The 21752-nt window shown below is 66.0% G+C and carries 24 protein-coding genes; 14 read left to right on the top strand and 10 right to left on the bottom strand.

What is annotated here, in order from left to right:
- The first annotated feature begins 31 nt into the window (after positions 1–31).
- Both B9P64_RS12035 and B9P64_RS12030 read left to right on the top strand, forming a co-directional pair.
- Positions 32–961, top strand: coding sequence for a carbohydrate kinase family protein (locus B9P64_RS12035; protein WP_085316485.1), 930 nt, complete (start codon positions 32–34; stop codon positions 959–961).
- 224 nt (positions 962–1185) lie between these two features.
- Positions 1186–2520, top strand: coding sequence for a maltoporin (locus B9P64_RS12030; protein ID WP_085316484.1), 1335 nt, complete (start codon positions 1186–1188; stop codon positions 2518–2520).
- A 17-nt stretch (positions 2521–2537) separates the two neighbouring features.
- Here B9P64_RS12030 and B9P64_RS12025 read toward each other — a convergent pair whose 3' ends face one another.
- Positions 2538–2801, bottom strand: a complete 264-nt coding sequence (locus B9P64_RS12025; RefSeq protein WP_085316483.1) for a hypothetical protein — start codon at positions 2799–2801, stop codon at positions 2538–2540.
- Between the two features lie 184 nt (positions 2802–2985).
- Between B9P64_RS12025 and B9P64_RS12020 the strand changes: the two genes are divergently transcribed.
- Positions 2986–3813 carry an NYN domain-containing protein gene (locus B9P64_RS12020; RefSeq protein ID WP_085316482.1) on the top strand — a complete coding sequence of 276 codons (828 nt, stop codon included), beginning with the start codon at positions 2986–2988 and terminating at the stop codon, positions 3811–3813.
- Positions 3814–3828: 15 nt separating this feature from the next.
- Here the strand turns inward: B9P64_RS12020 and eda are convergent, their stop codons facing one another.
- The 3 genes from eda to edd are packed head-to-tail and all read right to left on the bottom strand — an operon-like array spanning position 3829 to position 6471.
- Positions 3829–4449, bottom strand: a complete 621-nt coding sequence (gene eda, locus B9P64_RS12015) for a bifunctional 4-hydroxy-2-oxoglutarate aldolase/2-dehydro-3-deoxy-phosphogluconate aldolase (protein ID WP_085316481.1) — start codon at positions 4447–4449, stop codon at positions 3829–3831.
- Positions 4446–4628 (bottom strand): hypothetical protein, encoded by a 183-nt coding sequence (locus B9P64_RS12010; protein ID WP_085316480.1) that lies wholly within the window; start codon positions 4626–4628, stop codon positions 4446–4448. The genes eda and B9P64_RS12010 overlap by 4 nt, the downstream gene beginning before the upstream one ends.
- 31 nt (positions 4629–4659) lie before the next feature.
- Complete coding sequence (gene edd / locus B9P64_RS12005; protein ID WP_085316479.1) at positions 4660–6471, bottom strand: phosphogluconate dehydratase; 1812 nt, start codon at positions 6469–6471, stop codon at positions 4660–4662.
- Between the two features lie 139 nt (positions 6472–6610).
- Here edd and B9P64_RS12000 point away from each other — a divergent pair, with 139 nt between their 5' ends.
- Complete coding sequence (locus B9P64_RS12000) at positions 6611–6835, top strand: RNA-binding S4 domain-containing protein (protein ID WP_176256817.1); 225 nt, start codon at positions 6611–6613, stop codon at positions 6833–6835.
- A complete protein-coding gene (locus tag B9P64_RS11995) occupies positions 6832–7038 on the top strand; it encodes a SlyX family protein (protein ID WP_085316478.1) in 207 nt (68 codons plus the stop codon). Before B9P64_RS12000 ends, B9P64_RS11995 begins: the two co-directional genes overlap by 4 nt.
- Positions 7039–7210: 172 nt before the next feature.
- Here B9P64_RS11995 and B9P64_RS24435 read toward each other — a convergent pair whose 3' ends face one another.
- Positions 7211–7984, bottom strand: coding sequence for a hypothetical protein (locus B9P64_RS24435; protein ID WP_176256816.1), 774 nt, complete (start codon positions 7982–7984; stop codon positions 7211–7213).
- A gap of 195 nt (positions 7985–8179) precedes the next feature.
- Between B9P64_RS24435 and B9P64_RS11990 the strand changes: the two genes are divergently transcribed.
- Entirely contained in the window at positions 8180–8740 is a 561-nt protein-coding gene (locus B9P64_RS11990) for an NADPH-dependent FMN reductase (protein WP_085316477.1), read from the top strand.
- A gap of 94 nt (positions 8741–8834) precedes the next feature.
- Positions 8835–9323, top strand: coding sequence for a nuclear transport factor 2 family protein (locus B9P64_RS11985; protein WP_085316476.1), 489 nt, complete (start codon positions 8835–8837; stop codon positions 9321–9323).
- 10 nt (positions 9324–9333) lie between these two features.
- Here B9P64_RS11985 and B9P64_RS11980 read toward each other — a convergent pair whose 3' ends face one another.
- Positions 9334–11115: an alkaline phosphatase D family protein gene (locus tag B9P64_RS11980; protein ID WP_085316475.1), complete on the bottom strand. Its 1782-nt coding sequence runs from the start codon at positions 11113–11115 to the stop codon at positions 9334–9336.
- Between the two features lie 288 nt (positions 11116–11403).
- On the opposite strand from B9P64_RS11980, the gene B9P64_RS11975 reads away from it, so the two are divergent.
- The 3 genes from B9P64_RS11975 to B9P64_RS24430 all read left to right on the top strand — a co-directional run bounded on the left by B9P64_RS11975 (position 11404) and on the right by B9P64_RS24430 (position 14089).
- Positions 11404–11997, top strand: a complete 594-nt coding sequence (locus B9P64_RS11975; RefSeq protein ID WP_085316474.1) for a hypothetical protein — start codon at positions 11404–11406, stop codon at positions 11995–11997.
- Between the two features lie 135 nt (positions 11998–12132).
- Positions 12133–13203 carry a tRNA 2-selenouridine(34) synthase MnmH gene (gene mnmH / locus B9P64_RS11970; RefSeq protein WP_085316473.1) on the top strand — a complete coding sequence of 357 codons (1071 nt, stop codon included), beginning with the start codon at positions 12133–12135 and terminating at the stop codon, positions 13201–13203.
- A gap of 370 nt (positions 13204–13573) precedes the next feature.
- Complete coding sequence (locus B9P64_RS24430) at positions 13574–14089, top strand: hypothetical protein (protein ID WP_139826292.1); 516 nt, start codon at positions 13574–13576, stop codon at positions 14087–14089.
- Between the two features lie 172 nt (positions 14090–14261).
- Here the strand turns inward: B9P64_RS24430 and B9P64_RS24425 are convergent, their stop codons facing one another.
- The 4 genes from B9P64_RS24425 to selD form a co-directional block, all read right to left on the bottom strand.
- Entirely contained in the window at positions 14262–14576 is a 315-nt protein-coding gene (locus B9P64_RS24425) for a hypothetical protein (RefSeq protein ID WP_139826291.1), read from the bottom strand.
- Between the two features lie 123 nt (positions 14577–14699).
- Positions 14700–15656, bottom strand: a complete 957-nt coding sequence (locus B9P64_RS24420; RefSeq protein ID WP_139826290.1) for a hypothetical protein — start codon at positions 15654–15656, stop codon at positions 14700–14702.
- Positions 15657–15879: 223 nt separating this feature from the next.
- Positions 15880–16680, bottom strand: coding sequence for a hypothetical protein (locus tag B9P64_RS24415; protein ID WP_139826289.1), 801 nt, complete (start codon positions 16678–16680; stop codon positions 15880–15882).
- 509 nt (positions 16681–17189) lie between these two features.
- Positions 17190–18251 (bottom strand): selenide, water dikinase SelD, encoded by a 1062-nt coding sequence (gene selD, locus B9P64_RS11965; protein WP_085316472.1) that lies wholly within the window; start codon positions 18249–18251, stop codon positions 17190–17192.
- Positions 18252–18412: 161 nt separating this feature from the next.
- Here selD and B9P64_RS11960 point away from each other — a divergent pair, with 161 nt between their 5' ends.
- The 4 genes from B9P64_RS11960 (at position 18413) to phnE (ending at position 21748) form a co-directional block, all read left to right on the top strand.
- The gene (locus B9P64_RS11960; protein WP_085316640.1) at positions 18413–19306 is read left to right on the top strand and encodes a putative selenate ABC transporter substrate-binding protein; all 894 of its coding nucleotides are present in this window, start codon (positions 18413–18415) and stop codon (positions 19304–19306) included.
- Positions 19307–19311: 5 nt separating this feature from the next.
- Complete coding sequence (locus tag B9P64_RS11955) at positions 19312–20091, top strand: phosphonate ABC transporter ATP-binding protein (RefSeq protein WP_085316471.1); 780 nt, start codon at positions 19312–19314, stop codon at positions 20089–20091.
- A gap of 101 nt (positions 20092–20192) precedes the next feature.
- A complete protein-coding gene (locus tag B9P64_RS11950; RefSeq protein ID WP_085316638.1) occupies positions 20193–20954 on the top strand; it encodes a PhnE/PtxC family ABC transporter permease in 762 nt (253 codons plus the stop codon).
- Complete coding sequence (gene phnE / locus B9P64_RS11945; RefSeq protein WP_235839986.1) at positions 20951–21748, top strand: phosphonate ABC transporter, permease protein PhnE; 798 nt, start codon at positions 20951–20953, stop codon at positions 21746–21748. The genes B9P64_RS11950 and phnE overlap by 4 nt, the downstream gene beginning before the upstream one ends.
- Positions 21749–21752: the final 4 nt, after the last annotated feature.

The following is a 21752-nucleotide window of genomic DNA, read 5'->3' as shown; positions in this document are numbered from 1 at the left end:
GTCCGTTTCCACTCCAAGCAAAGCGATCGCCATGTTTCTCGTCTGCGGTGAAGCCCTGTTCGACGTCTTCGTGCAGTCGGCCGACGGCCGGGCCTTTCAGCTCGATGCCCATCCGGGCGGCTCGCCCTTCAATGTGGCCATCGGTCTGGCGCGGCTCGGCCAGCCGGTGGGCCTGCTCACCGGCATTGCCAACGACCTGTTCGGCAAGCGCCTCGCCCAGGTGCTGACCGACGAGGGCGTGAGCACCGCCAGCCTGGTGCGCTATGACGCGCCGACCACGCTCGGCTTCATCGGCCTCGACGCGGCCGGCGTGCCCGACTACGCCTTCTACGGCAACGGCGCGGCCGACCGGCTGCTCGCCATCGACGACCTGCCGCCGCTCGACCCGGCCACGCGTGCCATCCATCTCGGCTCCTATGCCACGGTGGTGCAGCCGGTGGCCGACGCCTATGCGGCGCTGGCGCGACGCGAGCGCGATGCGCGCGTCATCAGCTACGACCCGAACGTGCGGCTCAATGTCGAGCCGTCGAAGGAGGCCTGGCGCGCCAAGGTCGAGGAGCTGACCGAACTCGCGCATCTGGTCAAGATCAGCGACGAGGACATCGGCCTGCTCTATGGCGATGCCGAGCCGGCCGAGCTGGCCGCGCAATGGCTGGCACGCGGCGTGAAGCTCGTGATCGTCACGCGCGGGGCCGACGGCGCCAGCGCCTGGACCGCCGCCGGCCGGGCCGACGTGCCCGGCGTGAAGGTGACGGTGGTCGACACCGTCGGCGCCGGCGACACCTTCCAGGCCGCGACGCTGGCCTGGCTGGCTGAGCACGACGCGCTCTCGCCACCGGCGATGGGCGCGCTCGATGCCGCCGCGCTCGCCACGCTGCTTGCGCATGCGGCACGCGCCGCCGCCATCACCTGCTCAAGACGCGGCGCCGATCTGGCCCGCGCCAGCGAGCTGGCCGGCTAGCGCCACTTCCGGCGCGAACGGCCGCAGCCGCCGTTCGCGCAACCCGGTTTCACCGCTTTCAGCCGTGCCCGTCCGGGCGCGGTCGGGGCTGCTCGCGCCCCTGATTCCGAGCAATCGATGCACGGCCCGTTCGCGGGCCTTTTCATGCCGACCCGATGCGAGGCAGGGCGAAGCCTTGCCCGCGCGGAGCGGGGACGACACCACGCCGCAGGAGACCCAGAAAAATGACGACCAACATCCGCATCAAGCCGCTTGCCACGGCGCTTGCCCTCGCCGGACTGCCGGCCATCGCCGCCGCGCAACTCGCGTCGCCGGTGCCGCTGGAATTCGGCGGCTACATCCGCTCGGGCGCCGGCAGCGCCAGCAAGGGCGGCGAGCAGGTGTGCTTTCAGCTGCCCGGCGCGGCGGCCAAGTACCGGCTCGGCAACGAATGCGAGACCTACGGCGAACTGGTCTTCAACGCCCAGCTCTACAAGGCGCCCGACAGCGACCTGACCTTCAAGCTCAACACCATGACTTCGCTCAAGGTGGCGAACTCGGAGTTCGACAGCGGCAACACCACGACCGCCTTGCCGCAGGCCTGGGTCCAGGCGCTCAACATCGGTACCGGCGCCTTCAGCAAGGCCAGCCTCTGGGCCGGCCGGCGCTACTACCAGCGCCAGGACGTGCACATCAACGACTTCTTCTACTGGAACAACTCGGGCAACGGCGGCGGCATCGAGGGCATCGATCTCGGCTTTGGCCAGCTGAGCTATGCGCTGCGCCGCAGCTCGGGCGATGTGACCACCGGCAGCACGACGCAATTCCAGCTCGACCCGACCACCGGCCAGATCGTGCCGACCGCGGTCGCCACCACGGCGCGCGCCTCGGTGCTGGGCCATGACTTCCGCCTGTCGGGCATCGACGTGAATCCGGACGGCAAGCTCACGCTCGGCATCGACCTGCGCACCAGCAACGCGACCGACGCCGCCAAGGCGGCCGGCGTGAAGGGCGCGAACGGCCAGTTCTTCAACATCTCGCATCAGCAGAACGGCCTGTTCGGCGAGCCCAAGAGCTTCAACCGGCTGGTGCTGCAATACGGCCGCGGCGTGGTGTCGAACCTGTCGGCGCTGGCGCCCAATCTGGCCGCGAGCAGCGACGACAAGAGCTGGCGCGTGGTCGAGCAGGTGTTGATCGAGCCGGAAACCGGCCCGTGGAACGGGCTGGCGACGGTGGTCTACGAGAACCAGCAGGACAAGCAGAAGTGGCTGTCGGTCGGCGCGCGGCCGGTCTATCACTTCACCGATGCCTGGAGCCTGGCGGTGGAAGCCGGCCACGATCAGGTCACGCCCCAGGGCGGCGCGGTGCGCCGGCTCGACAAGCTGACCATCGCGCCGCAGATCTCGGCCGGTCGCTACTTCAACTCGCGCCCGACGCTGCGGCTGTTCTATACCTTCGCCAAGTGGAACGACGCGGCGCAGAAGGCGGCCGTGGCCGGCGACACGCTGTCGGCGACCGGCGCCTTCGGCAGCTCGAAGACCGGCTCGACCTTCGGCGTGCAGGCCGAGACCTGGTGGTGAGCTGAGCGTCGCATGGCTCAGGCGCGGTCGAGGTCGTCGAGCGTGAGCACGATGGCGTCGCCGCCCTGGGCCGCGTCGAAGCGGGCGCGCGCGGCGGCCTCGATGCGCTCGGCATGACGGTCGTGCGCGGTGTCGATGTCGACGAAGGCCGCGCCTTCGAGCGCGATGAGGGTTTCGCGCTCGATCAGAAAGGTGACGCGCTTGCCGTCGGGCGCGCGCAGCCGCACCCAGAGCCAGTGCTCATGCAGCGGTCCGGTGCGCTCCAGATTGATGTCGTCCACGGCGGCACTCGGGCCTCGATGTTGAACAAGGGTCGAATCCTCGCGGTGCTCCGGCTTCCGGCTCGGGGGGTGGACAACAAGGTCCGCTGCGAATGGCGGCTGGCGCGGGACGGTCGGTGCGGCGCGCTGCGGTCCGGATGCGCTAGCGTGCGCAGCCTGTCCCGTTCCCTGCCTGAGTGCCCGCATGACCAACGCAACCGAGCCCGTCCGTCCCGCCGCACTGGCGCTACTCATCGACGCCGCACGACTCGCCGGCCCTGACCGCCTTGGCGACCTGTGCGAGGCCCTCGCGGCGCGGGGCCGGCTTGGGGTGCGCCGCGCCTATGGCGACTGGACCGCGCCCGCGCTTGCGGGCTGGTCGGCCGCATTGCTCGCCCATGCGGTGCAGCCGGTGCAGCTGTTTGCCGGCGACGCACAGGGCGGCGCGGCGACCGGCGCGCTGATCGTCGATGCGATGGATCTGCTGCATGCCGGCGGCATCGATGGCGTGTGCCTTGTGCCGGGCAGTGCGGCGCTGCTGCCGCTTGCGCTGCGGCTGCGCGAAGCTGGCGTGCGGATGCTGGGCATCGACGATGGCGCACTGGATGGCGCTTTCGCGGCCAGCTGCGACGAGCTTCTGGCGCCGACGCCCGGGGCGCGGATGGTTGCGCCGGCCGGCAAGAGCATGCGTGTTATCGCCACGCCGCCTGCCGGTGAAGTGCGCCCGGCGCCAAAGCTGGCACCGCCCGCCTTCCCGTCGGCGCCGCAATCGGCGGCCGAACTCGCTGCCGATGCGCGACTCATTCCGATGCTGACGGCGGCCATGGCCGAGTGCGCTGCGGAAGAGGGCTGGGCCTGGCTCGGCGCCGTCGGCCAGCGGCTGCGCCGGCTGCAACCCGACTTCGATCCGCGCTGCCACGGCTATGCCCGGCTCACCGAGCTGGTCGAGGCTTGCGGCTGTTTCGAGATGAGCCGGCGCGGTGGCAGCTGGCATGCGCGGCCGGCCATTGCACCGACCGGCCGCGCCGAGTGATTGCGCTTGCCGGCCTCAGCCGGCGGCCTGGGTCGCAGCCTTGGCCAGCGCCGTGATCGCCGCCCAATCCCCCGCCTTGACCAGCGCCGGCGGCGTGAGCCACGTCCCGCCCACGATCGGCACATTCGCAAGCGCCAGGTAGTCGGCCAGCGTCTCGGCCGTGACGCCGCCGGTCGGGCAGAACTTCATCTCGCCGAACACCGAGCCATAGGCCTTCAGCGCCGTGATGCCGCCGGCCAGATTGGCCGGGAACAGCTTGACGAAGCCAAAGCCTTCCTCCATCGCCGCGATGATTTCCGACGCGGTCTGCGTGCCCGGAATCAGCGGCAGCCCGGTGAAGCGCGCCGCCTGCGCGAGCGCCGGCGTTAGCCCCGGCGACACCGCAAACACGCCGCCCGCGTCCTGCACGCGGCGGAAATGCTCGGGCCGCGTCAGCGTGCCGGCGCCGACCACCATGCCGGGCACGGCGCGGGCCACGCGCTCGATGGCGACGATGCCGGCCGGCGTGCGCAGCGTGATCTCGATGGCGTCGATGCCGCCGGCGAGCAGGGCTTCGGCGAGCGGCACGGCGGCCTCGGCATCGTCGATGACGACGACGGGCATGACCTTGGTCTTGAAGGCGGGCAGGGCGTTCATGTGTTGTTCTCGGGCTTGTCGGTGGAAGTGCCGCCGCGCGTGCCGCCGGGCGCGGCGCTGTCGGACGGACGGGTGACGACGGGTACGGCGGCCGAGGCCTGGAGGCTCTCGCTCGCCAGCTTCTTGGCGCGGGCAACCTCGCGGCGGCGGCCGACGCGGTGACGGCAGGGATGGCGCATGGTCAGTCTCCTGGCTGGGTTGACATGGGCATCACAGCAGCGGCGAGGCGCCTTCCTCGGCGCTCGACGCATTGCGGCGGAACAGCCCGAACAGCTCGCGTCCGGTGCCGTACTCGTTGCCCGACAGATCGGTGAGCGGCACCACGCGGCCGGCCAGTTCGGCGGCATCGACCAGCAGGCGCAGCGTGCCGGCCTCGGCATCCAGCTCGACGATGTCGCCGTCGCGCACCTTGCCGATGACGCCGCCGGCCAGCGCTTCGGGGCTCACATGGATGGCCGCCGGCACCTTGCCCGACGCGCCCGACATGCGGCCGTCGGTCACCAGCGCCACGCTATAGCCCTCGTCCTGCAGCACGCCGAGGATGGGCGTGAGCTTGTGCAGCTCGGGCATGCCGTTGGCGTTGGGCCCCTGAAAGCGCACCACCGCCACGAAGTTCTTGCGCAGTTCATCGCGCTTGAACGCCGCGATCACATCGTCCTGATGGTCGAACACGATGGCCGGCGCGACCACCTTGCGGTGCTCGGCCTTGACCGCCGAAATCTTGATGACCGAGCGGCCCAGGTTGCCTTCCAGCAGCTTGAGTCCGCCGTCGGCGCTGAACGGGTTTGCCGCTGGGCGCAGCACGCTGTCGTCGGCCGGCGTGGCGGGCGCCGGAATCCAGTGCAGCTTGCCGCCCGCGAGCGAGGGCTCGGCGGCGTAATGGCGCAGGCCGTCGCCGGCCACGGTCTTCACGTCCTCATGCAGCAGGCCGGCGTCGAGCAGCTCGCGGATGAGATAGCCCATGCCGCCGGCCGCGTGAAAGTGATTCACGTCGGCCCTGCCGTTGGGATAGACCTTGGCCAGCAGCGGCACCACGGCCGACAGCTCGCTGAAGTCGCTCCAGTCGATCAGCACGCCGGCGGCGCGCGCCATCGCCACGATGTGCATCGTGTGATTGGTCGAGCCGCCGGTGGCGACCAGCCCGACGATGGCGTTGACGATGGCCTTCTCGTCGACGATTTCGCCGATCGGCGTGTAGTGCTCGCCGGTGCTCACCAGTTGCAGCACGCGGCGCGCGGCCTCGGCGGTGAGCGCGTCGCGCAGCTCGGTGTGCGGGTTGATGAAGGCGGCGCCCGGCAGGTGCAGGCCCATCACTTCCATCAGCATCTGGTTGCTGTTGGCGGTGCCGTAGAAGGTGCAGGTGCCTTCGCCGTGATAGGCGCGGCTCTCGGCCTCCAGCAGCACTTCGCGGCCCACTTCGCCCTTGGCGTACTGCTGGCGGATCTTGGCCTTGTCGTCATTGGCCAGGCCGGTCGTCATCGGGCCGCCGGGCACGAAGATCGTCGGCAGATGGCCGAATTGCAGCGCGCCCATCACCAGCCCCGGCACGATCTTGTCGCAGATGCCCAGGCACAGCGTGGCGTCGAACACGTCGTGCGACAGCGCAATCGCGGTGGCCATCGCGATCACGTCGCGCGAGAACAGCGACAGCTCCATGCCGGCCATGCCCTGGGTCACGCCGTCGCACATGGCGGGCACGCCGCCGGCAAATTGCGCCACGCCGCCGGCCTCGGCCGCCGCCTTCTTGAGGATGGCCGGGAAGGCTTCGAACGGCTTGTGCGCCGAGAGCATGTCGTTGTAGGCCGAGACGATGGCGATGTTGGGCTTGCGCTGTTCGCGCAGCACCAGCTTGTCGTTGGCCGGCGCGGCCGCGAAGGCATGCGCGAGGTTGGTGCAGGACATGCCGCTGCGCGTCGGCCCGGCCTTGCGCGCCTTGGCGATGTGTTCGAGATAGCGGCCGCGCGAGTTTTCGCTGCGGGCCTGGATGCGCGCCGTGACGGCGGCAAGGGTGGGATGCGGCATGACGGGCCTCTCGGCGATGCGGATGCCAAGAATGTAGTAGTTTTTCTACATTGGTTCAAGGCGCGGTTTCACGCGGCCTGCTGGCTATCATCCGGCGGCCTTGCGGACGACCTTGCCGCTTACCGAACCGGGAACTTTCTTGCAGACCATCCAATTCGAGCTGGCGGGCGATTACGTCGAGCTGTGCAACCTCCTCAAGCTGGCCGGCATCGCCGACAGCGGCGGACGCGGCAAGCAGCTGGTGGCCGACGGCGAAGTGCGCGTGGACGGCGCGCCCGAAAGCCGCAGGACCGCCAAGATCCGCGCCGGCCAGATCGTGGAATGCCTGGGCGCGCGCATCCGCGTGGTGGGAGCGCCGCAATGAGCGACGAAGCCCGCATCACCGAGCTGGAGATCAAGGCTGGCTTTGCCGAAGACCTGCTCGACACGCTCAACCAGACCGTCTACCGCCAGCAGCGCGAGCTGGATGCGCTGCGCAAGGAGCTGATCGAGCTGCGCCGGCAGGTGAGCGTGATGTCGCCGGGCGACCGTGGCGCGCCGGCCGACGAGGTGCCGCCGCACTGGTGAGCTTTCCTGTCGGCATACGAGGGTGTTTTGCCATCGACAGGAATCGAGTGGCAAACGAATGGCTTGCAATCTTGTCGAGATCGATTTGCTGGTACCCGCTGGCGATTCGCGCTGTTTTTTATACAGATACCTCGATATTGATTGTGCTGATGCCGTGAGGCTGCTTATGGTTTTATTTCATGGGGAATCTAACATTGGAAAGCAGAATTGGTACCCAAATCGGCGACAGGATGACCGCACCCAAGATCAACACTCCGTCGGCTGCGGCTGTAATTGGCGTGACGGCAATTTTCGCCGCCTTCATGACGACACCGTCGGGAGCTTCAATTCTGATCGAGTATTCATTATTGAGCTTGTAGGCTTGTTTCATTGGCAAGGGTTGGCCTCTGGCAAATCGCTCGCCGTCAATTGTCAAATCAAGTCTCATGGCCCCATTTTTGATGACTTGAAAGCCGAGTGCCGTTGCACGAGCCTTGGCTTCCTCGCTGGCATTGTGATTCAGCCACAAGCTGAATTTGCCATTGATAGTATTGCCGCCGCCTAGGATGAAAGTATTAAAACTGGCGCTGAGATTTTTTCCGAAATCTGCCGCAAGGGTCTGAGTCAGAAGCGGCGGTGCATTGAAAATGTAGTGGTATGTTTCGCCCAATACCGCAATTTTCGTGTTGTCATTGGTGATGAGTATTGAGCTGATTTTTTCGTAGTAATAACTCTCTTCATGCATTTTCGAAGTGATGCAACCCGAAAGAATGCTGACGCCAACAGCTGCGCAGGAAACGGTAAAAGCTCTTCGTTGCATGAATCTCTCTTCTGTTCTTTGGAATGGGTTGATGTTGTCTTGAAAGCGTCGCCATCGATGTCGTGAATGGCAATGCGGCGCCGACAACAAATTAGCTGATGAAGATTTGCATGGCAAACGACTGAAAATAGAGACAACTTCGTCCATATCATTAATCGTTCTTCGAATTGGCTCGAACGGCAATCGCAAAATCGAGTGGCACTGTTACGTAATCTGGCATTGGAATTAAGTGCGGGGCATCGCGAGTCATTTCTTGTTGTTACTCTGAAGCGTGATTGAATTCACGCCAATTGACGATGATGCGGCTTGGATTCACCACTTGTTTGCTGAAGGGAACCCGCCATGACCACCCGCAACATCGCCGTCCTCGTCGGCAGCCCGCGCAAGGCTTCGCTCAACCGCAAGCTGGCGCTCGCGCTGGCCGGCATCGCGCCCGAGGGACTCAGGCTCGACATCGTCGAGATCACCGCGCTGGCCTTCTACAACGATGAGCGCGAGGCCGAACCCGACGCCGAGTGGGTCGAGTTCCGCCAGAAGATTGGCGCGGCCGACGGCGTGCTCTTCATCACGCCCGAATACAACCGCTCGGTGCCCGCGCTGCTGAAGAACGCGGTCGACGTGGGCTCGCGGCCTTACGGCAAGAGCTGCTTCGCAGGCAAGCCGGCGGCGGTCGCGAGCCTGTCGCCGGGCGCCATCGGCGGCTTTGGCGCCAACCACCATCTGCGGCAATCGCTCATGTGCCTCGACGTGCCGGTGCTGGCGGGGCCCGAGGTCTATCTGGGCAACGGCGCCGCGCTGTTCGACGAGCAGGGCGGTATCGCCGCCGACGGCACGCGCGACTTTCTCGGCAAGTTCCTCGTCACCTACGCGAAGTGGGTCGAGACGATTCTGGCGGCGCGCTGAGCGGACAGATCGACATGCCGATTGCGTCGTAGGCGGCAGCAGGCGGCGAGGGGTTCTGGCGCTAGAGTCCGCCGCTTTTTGACGGAGCCCGCCCATGAAATCGATCCTCGCCAGCGCGCTGCTTGCCGCCGGTCTGCTCGCCGGCCATGCCGCCCGGGCCCAGGTGCCGGTACAGGCCGCGCCCGACCAGACCGCGCTGCTCGCCAGCGCCCAGCCCCAGCTCGCCGCCAACAAGAAGCTCGTCTACGACTTCTGGCGCGAGGTGTTCGAGGGCGGTCATCTCGATCAGGCCGACCGCTACCTGACCGAGAGCTACATCCAGCACAACCCCAACGTGGCCAGCGGCCGCGCCGCGTTCAAGGAATTCTTCGCGCGCCTCCGCCAGCCCAAGCCGGTCGAGCCGCGCATCCTCGCGCCGCTGGTCGCCATCGTGGCCGAGGGCGACTACGTGACCCTGGTGTTTGCGCGCGAGTACGCCGAGCGCGGCGACCCGGCGCGCAAGTACACGACCACCTGGTTCGACCTGTTCCGCATCGAGAACGGCAAGATCGCCGAGCACTGGGACCCGGCGCAAAAGCCCTGACGCGTTCGCGTCAGACGTTGTCGGCGATGGCGATGGCCACCGTGCCGGCGGTGACCGTGCACCTGGTGCGCTTGGCGACGGCCGAGGCCAGCGCCGGCGCCGAGCCGTCGGTCGCAAGCCGCGCCACCTTGGTGAACACCACCTCGAACTTCGCCGGCGTGACCGTGACGCTGGCATAGCCCTGGGCGTCGTGATCCACGTAGGCGAAGTCGGGGTTGTTGGCGCGGATCACGCCGTCGAAGGTGGCGGCCGTGGCCACCAGCGGCGCGAGCGGGCCGGTACTGCCGCCGGCCGCGAAATAGCTGTACATCGAGCCGCTGCTGATGCCGGCGGTGACGAAGTCGGTCAGCACGGCAGTGCCGGCGGGCGTGTTGTTGTCGCGCACCACGCCGGCCTGGAAGGCGTGCAGATCGCCGGTGATGGCGACCACGTTCTTCACCGCGTTGTCGCGCAGATGGGCCAGCAGATCGGCCTTGTGCGTCGGATAGCCGTCCCACACGTCGGCGTTGACGACGAAGACCTGGTTGTAGGGCGCGGGCGCGGCGGCGGTCAGGTCGAGCCACATGCGGTTCAGCGTCACCTCGTTGCCCCAGACCTTCCAGGTCGCGGCCGAGGCCTTCATCGTGTCCTTCCACCACTGCGTCTGCGTGGGGCCGAGGATTTGCGGCGCGCGACCGAGCGCGGCGGTGTCGGCGGCCTCGAACTGCGCCAGCAGCGGACGCGGCACGAAATAGCGCGCGCCGATCGAGCTTTCGCCATTGACCGGATCGGCACCGGTGAGCGAGGCGTACTGCGCTTCGTTCACGGTGTGGTCGTCGCGGTACAGGCGCTCGTCGGTCATCACCAGCGACATCAGGTTGCCGAAGTCGAAGCTGCGGTAGATGCGGATGTTTTCGTAGCCGGCGGTGTTCAGGTCGAAGCCCACGTCGCCCCAGTCGACCGGCATGTACTCGGCCCAGGCCTGGTTGGCCGAGCGGCGGCGGTCGAGCTGTTCGAGGTTGGCGTTGGTATAGGTCTGGTGATCCTTCCAGGCGTCGTCGGTGAACTCGTGGTCGTCCCAGATCACGATGGCCGGGAAGCTGGCGTGCACGGTTTGCAGCCGCGCGTCGCCGCGATAGCGCCGGTAGAGCGAGCGGTAGTCGGCCACGGTGGTGGCGTACTTGCCGCTGCCGAGCGCGGTGCCGTCCGGAAAGCTGAGCGCGGTGTGCGCCGGCTCGGCAGCGCCGCTCTGGAAGGCCTGACCGATGGTTTCGTAGATGTAGTCGCCGAGGTGGACCACGAAGTCGAGGTCCTCGGCCGCCATCAGGCTCATGGCCTGCCAGTGGTTCACCGTCCAGTCCTGGCAGGTGAAGTAGGCAAAGCGCAATTGCGCCGGGCTGCTCGCGGCGGCCGGCGCGGTCTTGGCGCGGCCGATGGCGCTGGTGTCGCTGCCGGCGACAAAGCGATACCAGTAGCGCGTGCCGGCGACCAGGCCCGTGACCTTGTGGCGCACGGTGAAGTCATAGCGCGACTGCGCCGTGAGATCGGCGCGCGCGACCACGGTGGCGAAGGCCGCGTCGCTGGCGACTTCGAGGCGCACGGCCACGTCGTCGGTTCCGGTGGCGCGGCTGGCGCGGGTCCAGAACACGAGGCTCGCGGGGCGCGGGTCGCCGCTCGCGACGCCTTCGGCGAACAGGTAGCGGCCGGCCGGTTCGGCGGGCGTGCCGTTGTCGTCGGAACAGGCGGCGAGGCCGGCAGCGGCCGACGAGACGGTGAAGAAGCCGGTCAGGCGCAGGAAGGCGCGGCGATCCATGTGGGGCTCTCTGGCAAGGGAAGGGAACCCTGGAGTGGAGCCGCCGCCGGTGATGGCGCCATGACGTGTTCGCGGCACGGGCGTGATGCGCGATGGGCGGTCGGGCGCGCGGGGGCGGGCGGCCAGCCGGCGCGGTTCGCCGAGCAGTCGTGAAGGATTGCAAATCCGTCCGTTGCGCGCGGAGCCGGACAAAAAACCATGGCCGAGGCGCGGGGTAAGACGGACAGGGCTCCGCAGGTGAGCCCTTGCAACAGGCAATTTCGCCCACTACTTCCGCACTTCACGCACATGAACTTCCACTTTCCCAAGCTTCGCCGTGCCGCGCTTGTCATCGCCCTTGCCGTTGCCAGCGGCGCCGCCCATGCCGGCACCGTCGAATGGACCTTGTCGAATCTGCAAACGACGGGCGGCAGCTACGGCATCAGCTTCAGCGGCAGCTTTGTCACCGACGCCGACACCGGCGCCGTGATCTCGGGCCTGGTCATCGGCACGCCGGCCTCGTCCACCAGCTGGCAGACCGGCGACGGCATCTACTCGTTCGTGTGGACGCCCGCATCGGCGCCGGCCGGCCGCGCGTTCGAGATCGTCGACTCCGCGCCCTACCACGGGCAGGACGCGCTCTGGCTCGTGTTCAGCCAGCCGCTCACGCGCGCAACCGCGCTCGCGGGCACGCAGAGCATCGTGTTCGGCGGCCGCTACAACCAGGATCCCCTGGGCAGCTCGTTTACCGAGACCTACAACGACCACATCGCGCTGCTGGAGACCGGCAGCGTCACGGCGCTGACGCCGGTGCCCGAACCGGACGCGCTGCTGCTCGGCGGCGTGGCCTTCGGCCTGACGGGCTTTGTGGCGCGGCGCTCGCGCAAGCTCGCGGCGGCGTAATTCGGCAGCGGCGGGCGGCGTGGCGGCGCTCGCCGTGAGCGTTGGGGGCGCCGTCGGCCGCGCCGTGCGCGTTGCGGTTGCCGTCGACCGCGCCCTTACCATCGCCGGCCCAGCCCCTCACGCCCGCGCCCGCCGATGTCCAACAAACGCCCCGCCACCGTCGCCGACATCCCGGCCTTCGACGCCCTTGTCGATGCGCGCTCGCCGGCCGAGTACGCGCTCGACCACATCCCGGGCGCCATCAACTGCCCGGTGCTCGACGACGAGGAGCGCCGCATCGTCGGCACGCTCTACAAGCAGCAGGGCGCCTTCGAGGCCCGGCGCGTGGGCGGCGCAATGGTCGCCGCCAATCTCGCGCGCCACCTGCGCGAACACTTCGCCGACAAGCCCGCCAAGTGGAAGCCGCTGATCTATTGCTGGCGCGGCGGCATGCGCAGCGGCTCGATGGTCACCTGGCTGCGGCTGGTGGGCTGGGATGCGCAGCAGCTGGGCGGCGGATACAAGCGCTGGCGCCAGCATGTGGTCGAACTCATCGACACCCGGGCGCCCGCGCTGCAACTGCGCGTGGTGAGCGGGCCGACCGGCAGCGCCAAGACGCGCGTGCTGCAGGCGCTGGCGGCGCTGGGCGAGCAGGTGCTCGATCTGGAGGAATACGCGGCGCACAAGGGCTCGGTGCTCGGCGACCTGCCGGGCGTGGCCCAGCCGTCGCAGAAGGCATTCGAGACGCGGATCGCGGCGGCGCTGGAGCGCTTCGACCCGGCGCGCACGATCTTCGTCGAGGCCGAGAGCCGCAAGATCGGCCAGCTCGCGCTGCCGACGGCGCTGCTCACGCGGCTGCGCGAAAGCCCTTGCGTGGAGATCGAGGCCACGCGCGAGGCGCGGCTGGCTTATTTGCTGCGCGATTACGCCTATCTGGGCGACGATCGGGCGGCGCTGGCGGGCAAGCTTGCGCGGCTGCACGGCTTGCAGAGCAACGAAACGCTGACGCGCTGGATCGGCTGGGCCGAGGCGGGTGAGCTGACGCAGCTGTTTGCCGAATTGATGGTGCTGCATTACGACCCGCTTTATGCGCGGTCGCAGGCTACGCATCTGGCTGGGTTTGCAAGCGCCGAGCGGATGGCGGTGGGGGATTTGAGTGAGTTTGGAATTGAGCAGCTGGCGCATGGGATTTTGATGCGATTTGGCTGTGGAAACGCTGCCGCATGAACGATGGCGATTTCTTGATTGTTGTCCGCAGAGCTGGATGAATGCAGCCGCCGTGAATGCATTCGCATCAGAAATTATTTAGGCTAAAGATCGAGGCCCCTGCGCGCGTCTTTCATTAGGGTCAGAGGCGATTCGATTGCTTTGCAAAGAGCGGTTGCGGTTTCGCAGTCTTTCACTTGCCGATTCGGTATTGTTAGTTTGTATTGAGTAATTGGCTGTGCGCTGGTTTTGATGGCTGGTATTTCGTGCGCCTTGAATTCATTCAGGCCGCAGCGAGCTTCTTGTTGACAGACGGGGAAGCCCTTGTAGTTTGAGTTAGGCCTTACCCTTCGTACGCTCCGCCGGTGTGTTGCCCAGTAAGGAGATCTACTTGAAAGCTGTGCCAGGAATCGTCGAAGTGACGAGCACGCCCTACAAGGTTTTCTCCTTCAATCTTTACCCGGCCAATCCCGTCCCAAGCAATCCTTGTGCTTCGCCAAGCTCGATGGGTAGAACTGTGGCGTTCGATATTAGTATTGCTGATTGTCAGAAAATCCGTGCTTCCCTCAATTGGCAAGAGGCACATGATGTCTCCTCCGAAGGCGTGCTGGTGAACTTGGCGCAGTGTGTCAACGACGTAGCCTTGACCACCCGCCACGACTGCAACCCGGTCGATATGGAGTTGAAGGAACGCACAGTAGTAGCTCGCGCCTCTCTGAAAGTTTCCGACCCAAGCATCGCCAGCATCGGGCTTGAACTTCAGCACGTAGCCCTCTCTGAAAGTGCTGACCCCTGGCAGCGCAATCTGCACAGGGTATGGGGGTTCGCCCGGCAGTCCTGGCAATTCAACAGTAAGCATGGCAGTGCGGTTTTGTTAGGCCTAACGTCCGCTGCAGCAAAAGGTTGAAACGCACCCCTTGATCGGACCGCAACGACTTAGAGCCTGTTTGAAAACTCAATGGAACATCGAAAAATGGTCTGGACGCAGTCTTAATTGCCGCGTTCTTGCACAAAAATTGGGCGATTTTCGCTGTGAAATCCTACCTCTGGCCGCTGCTTTTGAGTTTTCAAACAGGCTCTTAGCCAACAGAGTTGTCCTTCACGACCCGCTCGGTGCTGCACATCGCGCAATACCTTGCCTGTGGTGTACGGAGCGGCTTTCCACACTCGCTGCAAGGCGGTCCGTAAATGCTGAGTCGGTGATGGAACAAGGTGTTGGGATTCGTTTCCTTGAATCCGGTTATTCGCTCATAGACAATCAAAGCCTCTAGGCCAAAGCCCTTTGTGCTGGCTTCGGCAAGGGTGCATTGATGCAACTCTCGGTATGCCTTGATCTGAGTGACCGCATTGGCAAGCGAAGGAGCGACCTTCTCCCACTCGTCCTCAGTCAGCATCGGAAGCTCCACTCGACAGCGCCAGCAGTAGATCGTTCGCGGCATGTGCGGTTCGATGTTTGACTTGCGCGGACCGCCGAAGGCGGGTCCGTTTGAACGAAAGGTTAGAGATCACGTCGAAGCTCAAGACAGGGCCTTCTTAGTGTCGAAGATAAACGCGAGATCATGCCCCGACTGCCAATCCTTTAAGTCGTGATGCTTCTCTGCAATATTGACTGCAATTTTCCCGATCTCAACGACCGCGGCGGCAGACAGCCCAACAAGTGGACCGCCAAACAGCCCAGCTACAAGCCCTGCTCCGGCGGACGCTTGAAGAGCATTAGCGTCAAGCAGCAGCGACAGTGAGGACAAAGTGGTTTTCAATCCGAACTTTTTCGTCACGCGCTCATACTCTTCAATGCGCTGTGAAAGATCATCCTCGATGTAGGCGAATGAGCAGTCTGCGTAATTCTTATGAATGAACAGTCGCAATCTCGCTAACTTCCGATGCGACTCGATGTCTTTTCGAAGCTCGATGATTTGCCGCCATTCGGCTTGGCTAGCATCGACAAGGTTTAATTTCGACAGGGTAATGCTCGGGTCGCACTGACTGCCACCCGCCCCAGCTGCCGTAGGAACTGCAACACAGAAACGGTCGAATCCAATGCCTTTCGCGTAGCGGCGAAATGCTTCGCGAATCGGCGTTGCCCCAGAAGTGGACGCATCTGCAAAATAGGATTTTTGGAGCTTACGGTATTGGTTTTGAAGCTCATCATCGTCGGGACGCCTGGGGTCCGGTGACCATAGCCTCGCGTATGGCTGCACCTCTTTAGCAAATTCAACCCACCTATTAGCGGTGAATTCCATCACGCGAGTGGCGTGACTATAAGTAACGGTGTTCCCTTCAATTCCGTCAATAAGGTGGGAAAGGGCTGCAGACGGTACCTCTTCTGGATAGCCCACCAGAATGTCGCCAACAGTGGAATCGCCACGCATCCGTCCCATATTCAAAGGAAGCACGCGATCAAAGTACAGGGATGCTTCTTTGAAATTTTCAAAGCATAGGACGGTGCTTGATGGGAGATAGTCGTTGCTTGTCATCGTGATCTCTAACGAATGAAAGGGACTTCCCCGTCCCGAAGCTGCGGCGCGGAAGCCGCTGAACAGCACTGACGTGCCACGATGGGGTTCTCACAACTCATCACGTTCACTTTCGAGGGGAGAAGTCCATGACGATTGTGCGAGTTGGCATTGATCTGGCCAAGTTTGAGTTCAGCGGCGGCCCGTCAGGGCCGTCCGATGGAACGAATTGTTAGAAAGCAAGTTACCGCGAGAACGTGTTGAACGGATCGATATAACTGAGACTAGGGACAAGGATGTCATCCGCACCCATAAACTCAGTGCTGTTGAGATCCAACGCTCCGCGCCAATAGTGAACACCTTCCTTCCGCTCTACGATTCCAGATAATTTGAAGTTGTTATTTTCAAAATGACCGTATTGAATCGAGCCGCCGACAGAATCCACGGTTGGATCGTCAATAACCGATTTCAAAACTCTTAAATAGTCGGTGTCCGATGGATTCATGGGCAAAAGAGCTCCAGCTTTGCTCTTGCCGCTGCCGATAAAATGGTGCTGGTTTGGTGCAGTGAGAATCTCCTTGCAGGAATGCTTATTTTCGTCACTTGTCTCCAGATAAAATGTGCGGACACACTTTTTCTCAATACACCACCCCGCAATAACGAGCGCAGCTCTTCCATTGCCACCGATTACTGTGCTACACACTTCTTTTGAGATAAGGCGATACGCCGTAAATACGAGCTGAGCCAAACCATTCATGCTGGTATTGCTGTAGCCCGGAGCATATTGAAGTTCTTTTAGGACTTCTGCGACCGACTCTTTGACAAAAAGTGAATTCACGGCGCTTCCGGCAAAGCACATGCCGAGTTCTCCGGTCGCAACCAGTGATCGCTTACCTGTGCTGGAATCACATGGCGAATAAATGTTATACGGAAGCGAGAGAACCTTGATGCCAACATCAGCATGGGAGTTTTTAGCTAACGTCACTCTTGAGTCAGACGCGAAATGCACTTCGTCGTTTTTTCTCCAGACTACGCACAGAGTCATGATTTTTGCCTTCTAACCTGTTTTAGCGTGCATATCGCGCCGGATAACACCATTCCCACCGCGACTCCTACTTGCCAGTTTACCCAACAAACCCATGATTTCACGAGCACTTCAATCATTCAGGATAATTCTGTCTGCGTACTAAAACTCACGACAAACCATGCACGCTCAACTCAAGCTCATCGCAAATTGCATAACGCCGCCGGATAACACGGCATTGCCCAAAGAAATGCTCGTCAAATCAAATGCTTGTGCAATGATTTGCACGATAACTCGGCGATTGCGGTAGGCAAAATATTGTCATTGGCAACGAATCGATCGGGCGCCACTTTTCATTCACACTGTGTGCACCAATTGCCACCTGAGCACAAAAAACGAATTGCGGCCGATTGTTTTCAGGCCGAAAATACTCGCCGGCAAAGCTGAATAAGCGTCCGAGACAGCACGCATGTTCTCGGCATAAGTGACGGCCTTGCCAATTCCCGCCGCCATTCCCGACCCAAACAATTTCAATCCCGCGTAATCCGCAGCGACGCCGCACCCTCCCGCACGCCCCCAACCACAGCCGCCTGCGCAAACCCCTCCTCCCCAAACACCGCCAGCACCGCCTCCACCGCCTCCGGCGCACAGCTCACCAGCAATCCCCCCGACGTCTGCGGATCGCTCGCCAGATCGCGCGCCAGCGCCGGCAACCCCGCATCGAGCACGACCGAATCGCCATAACTCGCCCAATTGCGCCCCGACGCCCCCGTGATGCAGCCCTCCGCCGCCAGCGCCTCCGCGCCTTCGATCAGCGGCACGCGCGCCCAGTCGATCGTCACCGCCAGCCCCGCGCCGCGCGCCATCTCCAGCGCATGGCCGGCCAGGCCAAAGCCCGTCACATCGGTCAGCGCATGCACGCCGTCCATGGCCGCGAGCCGCATGCCCGGCGTGTTGAGCCGCGTGGTCGTGTCGATCATCCGTGCGTAGCCGGCGGCATCGAGCCGGCCCTTCTTGAGCGCGGCCGACAGCACGCCGACGCCGATCGGCTTGCCCAGCACCAGCACATCGCCGGCGCGCGCCGCCGCATTGCGCCGCACCCGGTCGGGATGCACCAGCCCGAGCGCGACCAGCCCGTAGATCGGCTCGACCGAGTCGATGGTGTGGCCGCCCGCGATGGGGATGCCGGCGGCGCGGCACACGTCCTGCCCGCCGGCCAGGATGCGGCCGATGGTCTCGGGCGGCAGCTTGGCGACCGGCATGGCGACGATGGCCAGCGCCAGGATCGGCCGGCCGCCCATCGCGTACACGTCGCTGATGGCATTGGTCGCGGCGATGCGGCCAAAGTCGTAGGGGTCGTCGACGATGGGCATGAAGAAATCGGTCGTCGCGATGAGCGCCTGCTCGTCGTTGAGGCGGTAGACGGCGGCATCGTCGGCGGTCTCGATGCCGACCATGAGTTCGGGCGGGATCAGGCCGGCGCCGGTGTTGCGCAGGATGTCGGCCAGCACGGCGGGCGCGATCTTGCAGCCGCAGCCGCCCCCGTGCGAGAAGGCGGTGAGGCGGACGGGTTCGGGCGTGATGGCGTTCATGCGGAAGCTCGGGCAGGGCAGGGGGCGCGCGGCGGCAGTTGCGCGCGATTGTGGCAGCCGTCAGCGCCGGCCCCGCAGGCGCATGCCGGCGCGCGGCCGGCGCCGTCATTGGCTTGAACGACAATGGCCGCCCGCTTTCGCCCTACTTCCGGACGCTGCCCATGACCACGCTTTTCCGTCGCCGCGCGCTGCGCGACATCGCCGCGCTTGCCCTGTCACTCGCCGCTGCCGGCGCTGCCGAACAGGCGGCGGCGCAAGCCACCGTGCTGCGCGTGTCGGCCATCCCCGACGAGGCGCCGACCGAGCTGCAACGCAAGTTCCGCCCGCTCGGCGACTACCTCAGGAAGGAGACCGGGCTCGATGTGCAGTTCACGCCGGTCACCGATTACGCGGCGGTGGTCGAGGGGCTGGCCAGCAACAAGATCGATCTGGCCTGGCTCGGCGGCTTCACCTTTGTGCAGGCGCGCATCCGCACGCATGGCGGCGCGACGCCGATCGTGCAGCGCGCCGAGGACGAGAAGTTCACCAGCAAGTTCATCGTGCCCGTCGACAGCCCGGCCAAATCGCTGGCCGACCTGAAGGGCAAGACCTTCGCGTTCGGCGCGCCGTCGTCGACCTCGGGCCATCTGATGCCGCGCTACTTCCTGATGAAGGACGGCATCGACGCCGACCGCGACTTCAAGGCGGTGGCGTTCTCGGGCGCGCATGACGCGACCGTGGCCTTTGTGGCGGCGGGCCGGGCCGAGGCCGGCGTGCTCAACGCCTCGGTGTTCGACAAGCTGACCGAGGCCGGCAACGCCAACGTGGCCAAGGTGCGCGTGCTGGCAACCACGCCGCCGTTCTACGACTACAACTGGACGGTGCGCCCCGGCCTCGACGCGGCGCTGACCAAGAAGCTGACCGACGCCTTCCTCAAGCTCGACCCGGCCAATCCCGAGCACAAGGAAATCATGGCGCTGCAACGCGCCAGCAAGTTCGTGCCGACGAAGTCGGCCAACTACGACGGCATCGAGGCGGCGGCCAAGGCGGCCGGCCTGCTCGATCCGGCCAAGTAAGCGGCATGACCGGCGTGCGGCAGGCAGGCGGCGGCTTCGCGCTCGACGGCGTGGGCGTGGTGCATGGCAACGGCCAGCGCGCGCTGGGCGCCGTCACGCTGGCGGCGCGGCCGGGCGAGCGCATTGCGGTGATCGGGCCGTCGGGCGCCGGCAAGACGACGCTGCTGCGGGTGCTGGGCGCGGCGCTGCGGCCGACCGAGGGCGATGTGACGCTGCTCGGGGCCGATCCGTGGCGGCTGGGCGCGCGCGAGCTGCGCCGGCTGCGGTCGCGCATCGGCAGCGTGCATCAGGCGGCGCCGATTCCGCCGCGCCAGCGCGTGGTGACCGCGGTGCTGGCGGGCCGGCTCGGGCAATGGCCGGCATGGCGCGCGGCGCTGGCGCTGGCCTGGCCGACCGATTGCGCCGGCGCGCAGGCGGCGCTGGCGCGGCTCGATCTGGCCGACCGGCTGTTCGACCGCTGCGACCGGCTTTCCGGCGGGCAGCTTCAGCGCGTGGGCGTGGCGCGGGTGCTGTATCAGGCGCCGGCGCTGCTGCTGGCCGATGAGCCGGTCGCCGCGCTCGACCCCACGCTGGCCGAGGCCACGCTCGGCGCGCTGCTGGCGCAGAGCGAGGCGACCGGCGCCACGCTGGTGGCGTCGCTGCATGCGGTGGAGCTGGCGCTGCGCCGCTTTGCGCGCGTGATCGGGCTGCGCGATGGCGCGGTGCTGTTCGATCTGCCGGCGGCGCAGGTGACGCCGGCCTGCCTCGCGGCGCTGTACGGCAACGACGCGGCGAGGCCGGCGTGAGCGGGCCGGCCAGCGCGCCTGCGGCGGCGCCTGGCGCGTCCGCCGCCGCGCCGCTGCGCGATCCGCTTGCGCGCCGCCGCGCCACGCTGGCGGTCGCCGGCATGGCGGCGCTGTGGCCGCTGCTGGATTTGGCCGGCTTCGATCCGGCGGCGCTGTTTGCGCCCGGCAATCTCGCGGTCATCGGCGGCTTTCTCGCCAGCTTTTTTCCGCCCGAAACCGGCGCCGACTTCCTCGCGCTGCTGGCCCGCGCCACGGTCGAGACGCTGGCGATGGCCACCGCCGGCATCGCGCTCGCGCTGCTGCTGGCGCTGCCGCTCGGCTGCGCGATGACCGGCGCGCTGTCGGTCTCGCGCCTGGGACCGGGGCCGGGCCTGGCGCGCGGGCGCTGGCTGCGGCGGCTGGCGCGCGTGCTCACGCTGGCGCTGCGCGCCGTGCCCGAGGTGGTGTGGGCGCTGGTGTTCGTGCGGGTGTTTGGGCTCGGGCCGGCGGCCGGCGTGCTGGCGCTGGCCATCACCTACGGCGGCATGCTCGCCAAGGTCTATGCCGAGATTCTGGAATCGGTCGATGCGCGGCCGGCGCGCGCGCTGCTGGAGGCCGGCGCCGGCCGGCTCGCGGCACTGGGCTGGGGCCTGGCGCCCGGCGCCGCGCCGGAGCTGGCGTCCTACACCGCCTACCGCTGGGAATGCGCGGTGCGCGCCTCGGTGGTGATGGGCTTTGTCGGTGCCGGCGGCCTGGGCCAGCTGATGGACCAGTCGATGAAGATGCTGGCCGGCGGCGAGGCCAGCGCCATCGTGCTCACTTTTGTGGCGCTGGTCTGGCTGGCCGATGCGATCAGCGCCGGGCTGCGGCGGGCGCTTGCATGAATGCGCATCGCGACATGCTGACGCGCCGGCTGCTGCTGCTGGGCATGGCGCTCGGCCTGCTGGCGGCGGTCGCGGCCAGCTTTGCGCTGCTGGCCATCGACTTTGGCGCGCTGCTCGCGCCCGCGGCCCTGCGTGCGATGGGTGGCTTCATCGCCGAGTTTTTTCCGCCCGATCTGCGCTGGGCCTTTCTGCGTCAGACCGGCGCGGCGGCGGTGCAGACGCTGGCGGTCTCGGCCACCGGCAGCCTGCTCGCGGTGCTGGGCGGCGCGCTGCTGGCGCTGCCGGCGGCGGGGCGCGGCGGGCGGGCGGCGCGGGCCGGCGCGCGGCTGCTGCTCAATCTGCTGCGCAGCGTGCCCGAGCTGGTCTGGGCCGCGCTGATGGTGCTGGCGGCCGGCATGGGGCCGTTTGCCGGCGCGCTGGCGCTGGCGCTGCACACCACCGGCGTGCTCGGCCGGCTGTTTGCCGAGGCGCTGGAAAACTCGCCACCGGCGCCCGAGCAGGCGCTGGTCGAGGCCGGCGCCGGCCGGCTCGCGGCGTTTGCCTGGGGCCGGCTGCCGCTGGTGGCGGCGCAAGCTCTGGCCTATGCGCTGTACCGCTGGGAGATGAACATCCGCATGGCGGCGGTGCTGGGCTTTGTGGGCGCCGGCGGGCTGGGGCAGATGCTGTACTTCCATCTGTCGCTGTTTCACCAGCGGCAGGCCGCGACCGTGCTGCTCGCCATGTTCGTGCTGGTGCTCGCGGTCGATGCCACCAGCGCGCGGCTGCGGCGCCGGCTGGCGCCGGCCTGGGGCTGACGCC

Source organism: Derxia lacustris (assembly GCF_002105195.1).
GTDB lineage: Bacteria > Pseudomonadota > Gammaproteobacteria > Burkholderiales > Burkholderiaceae_E > Derxia > Derxia lacustris.
Note: the sequence above shows the minus strand (reverse complement) of the source record. Positions and strands in the feature narration are given on the sequence as shown.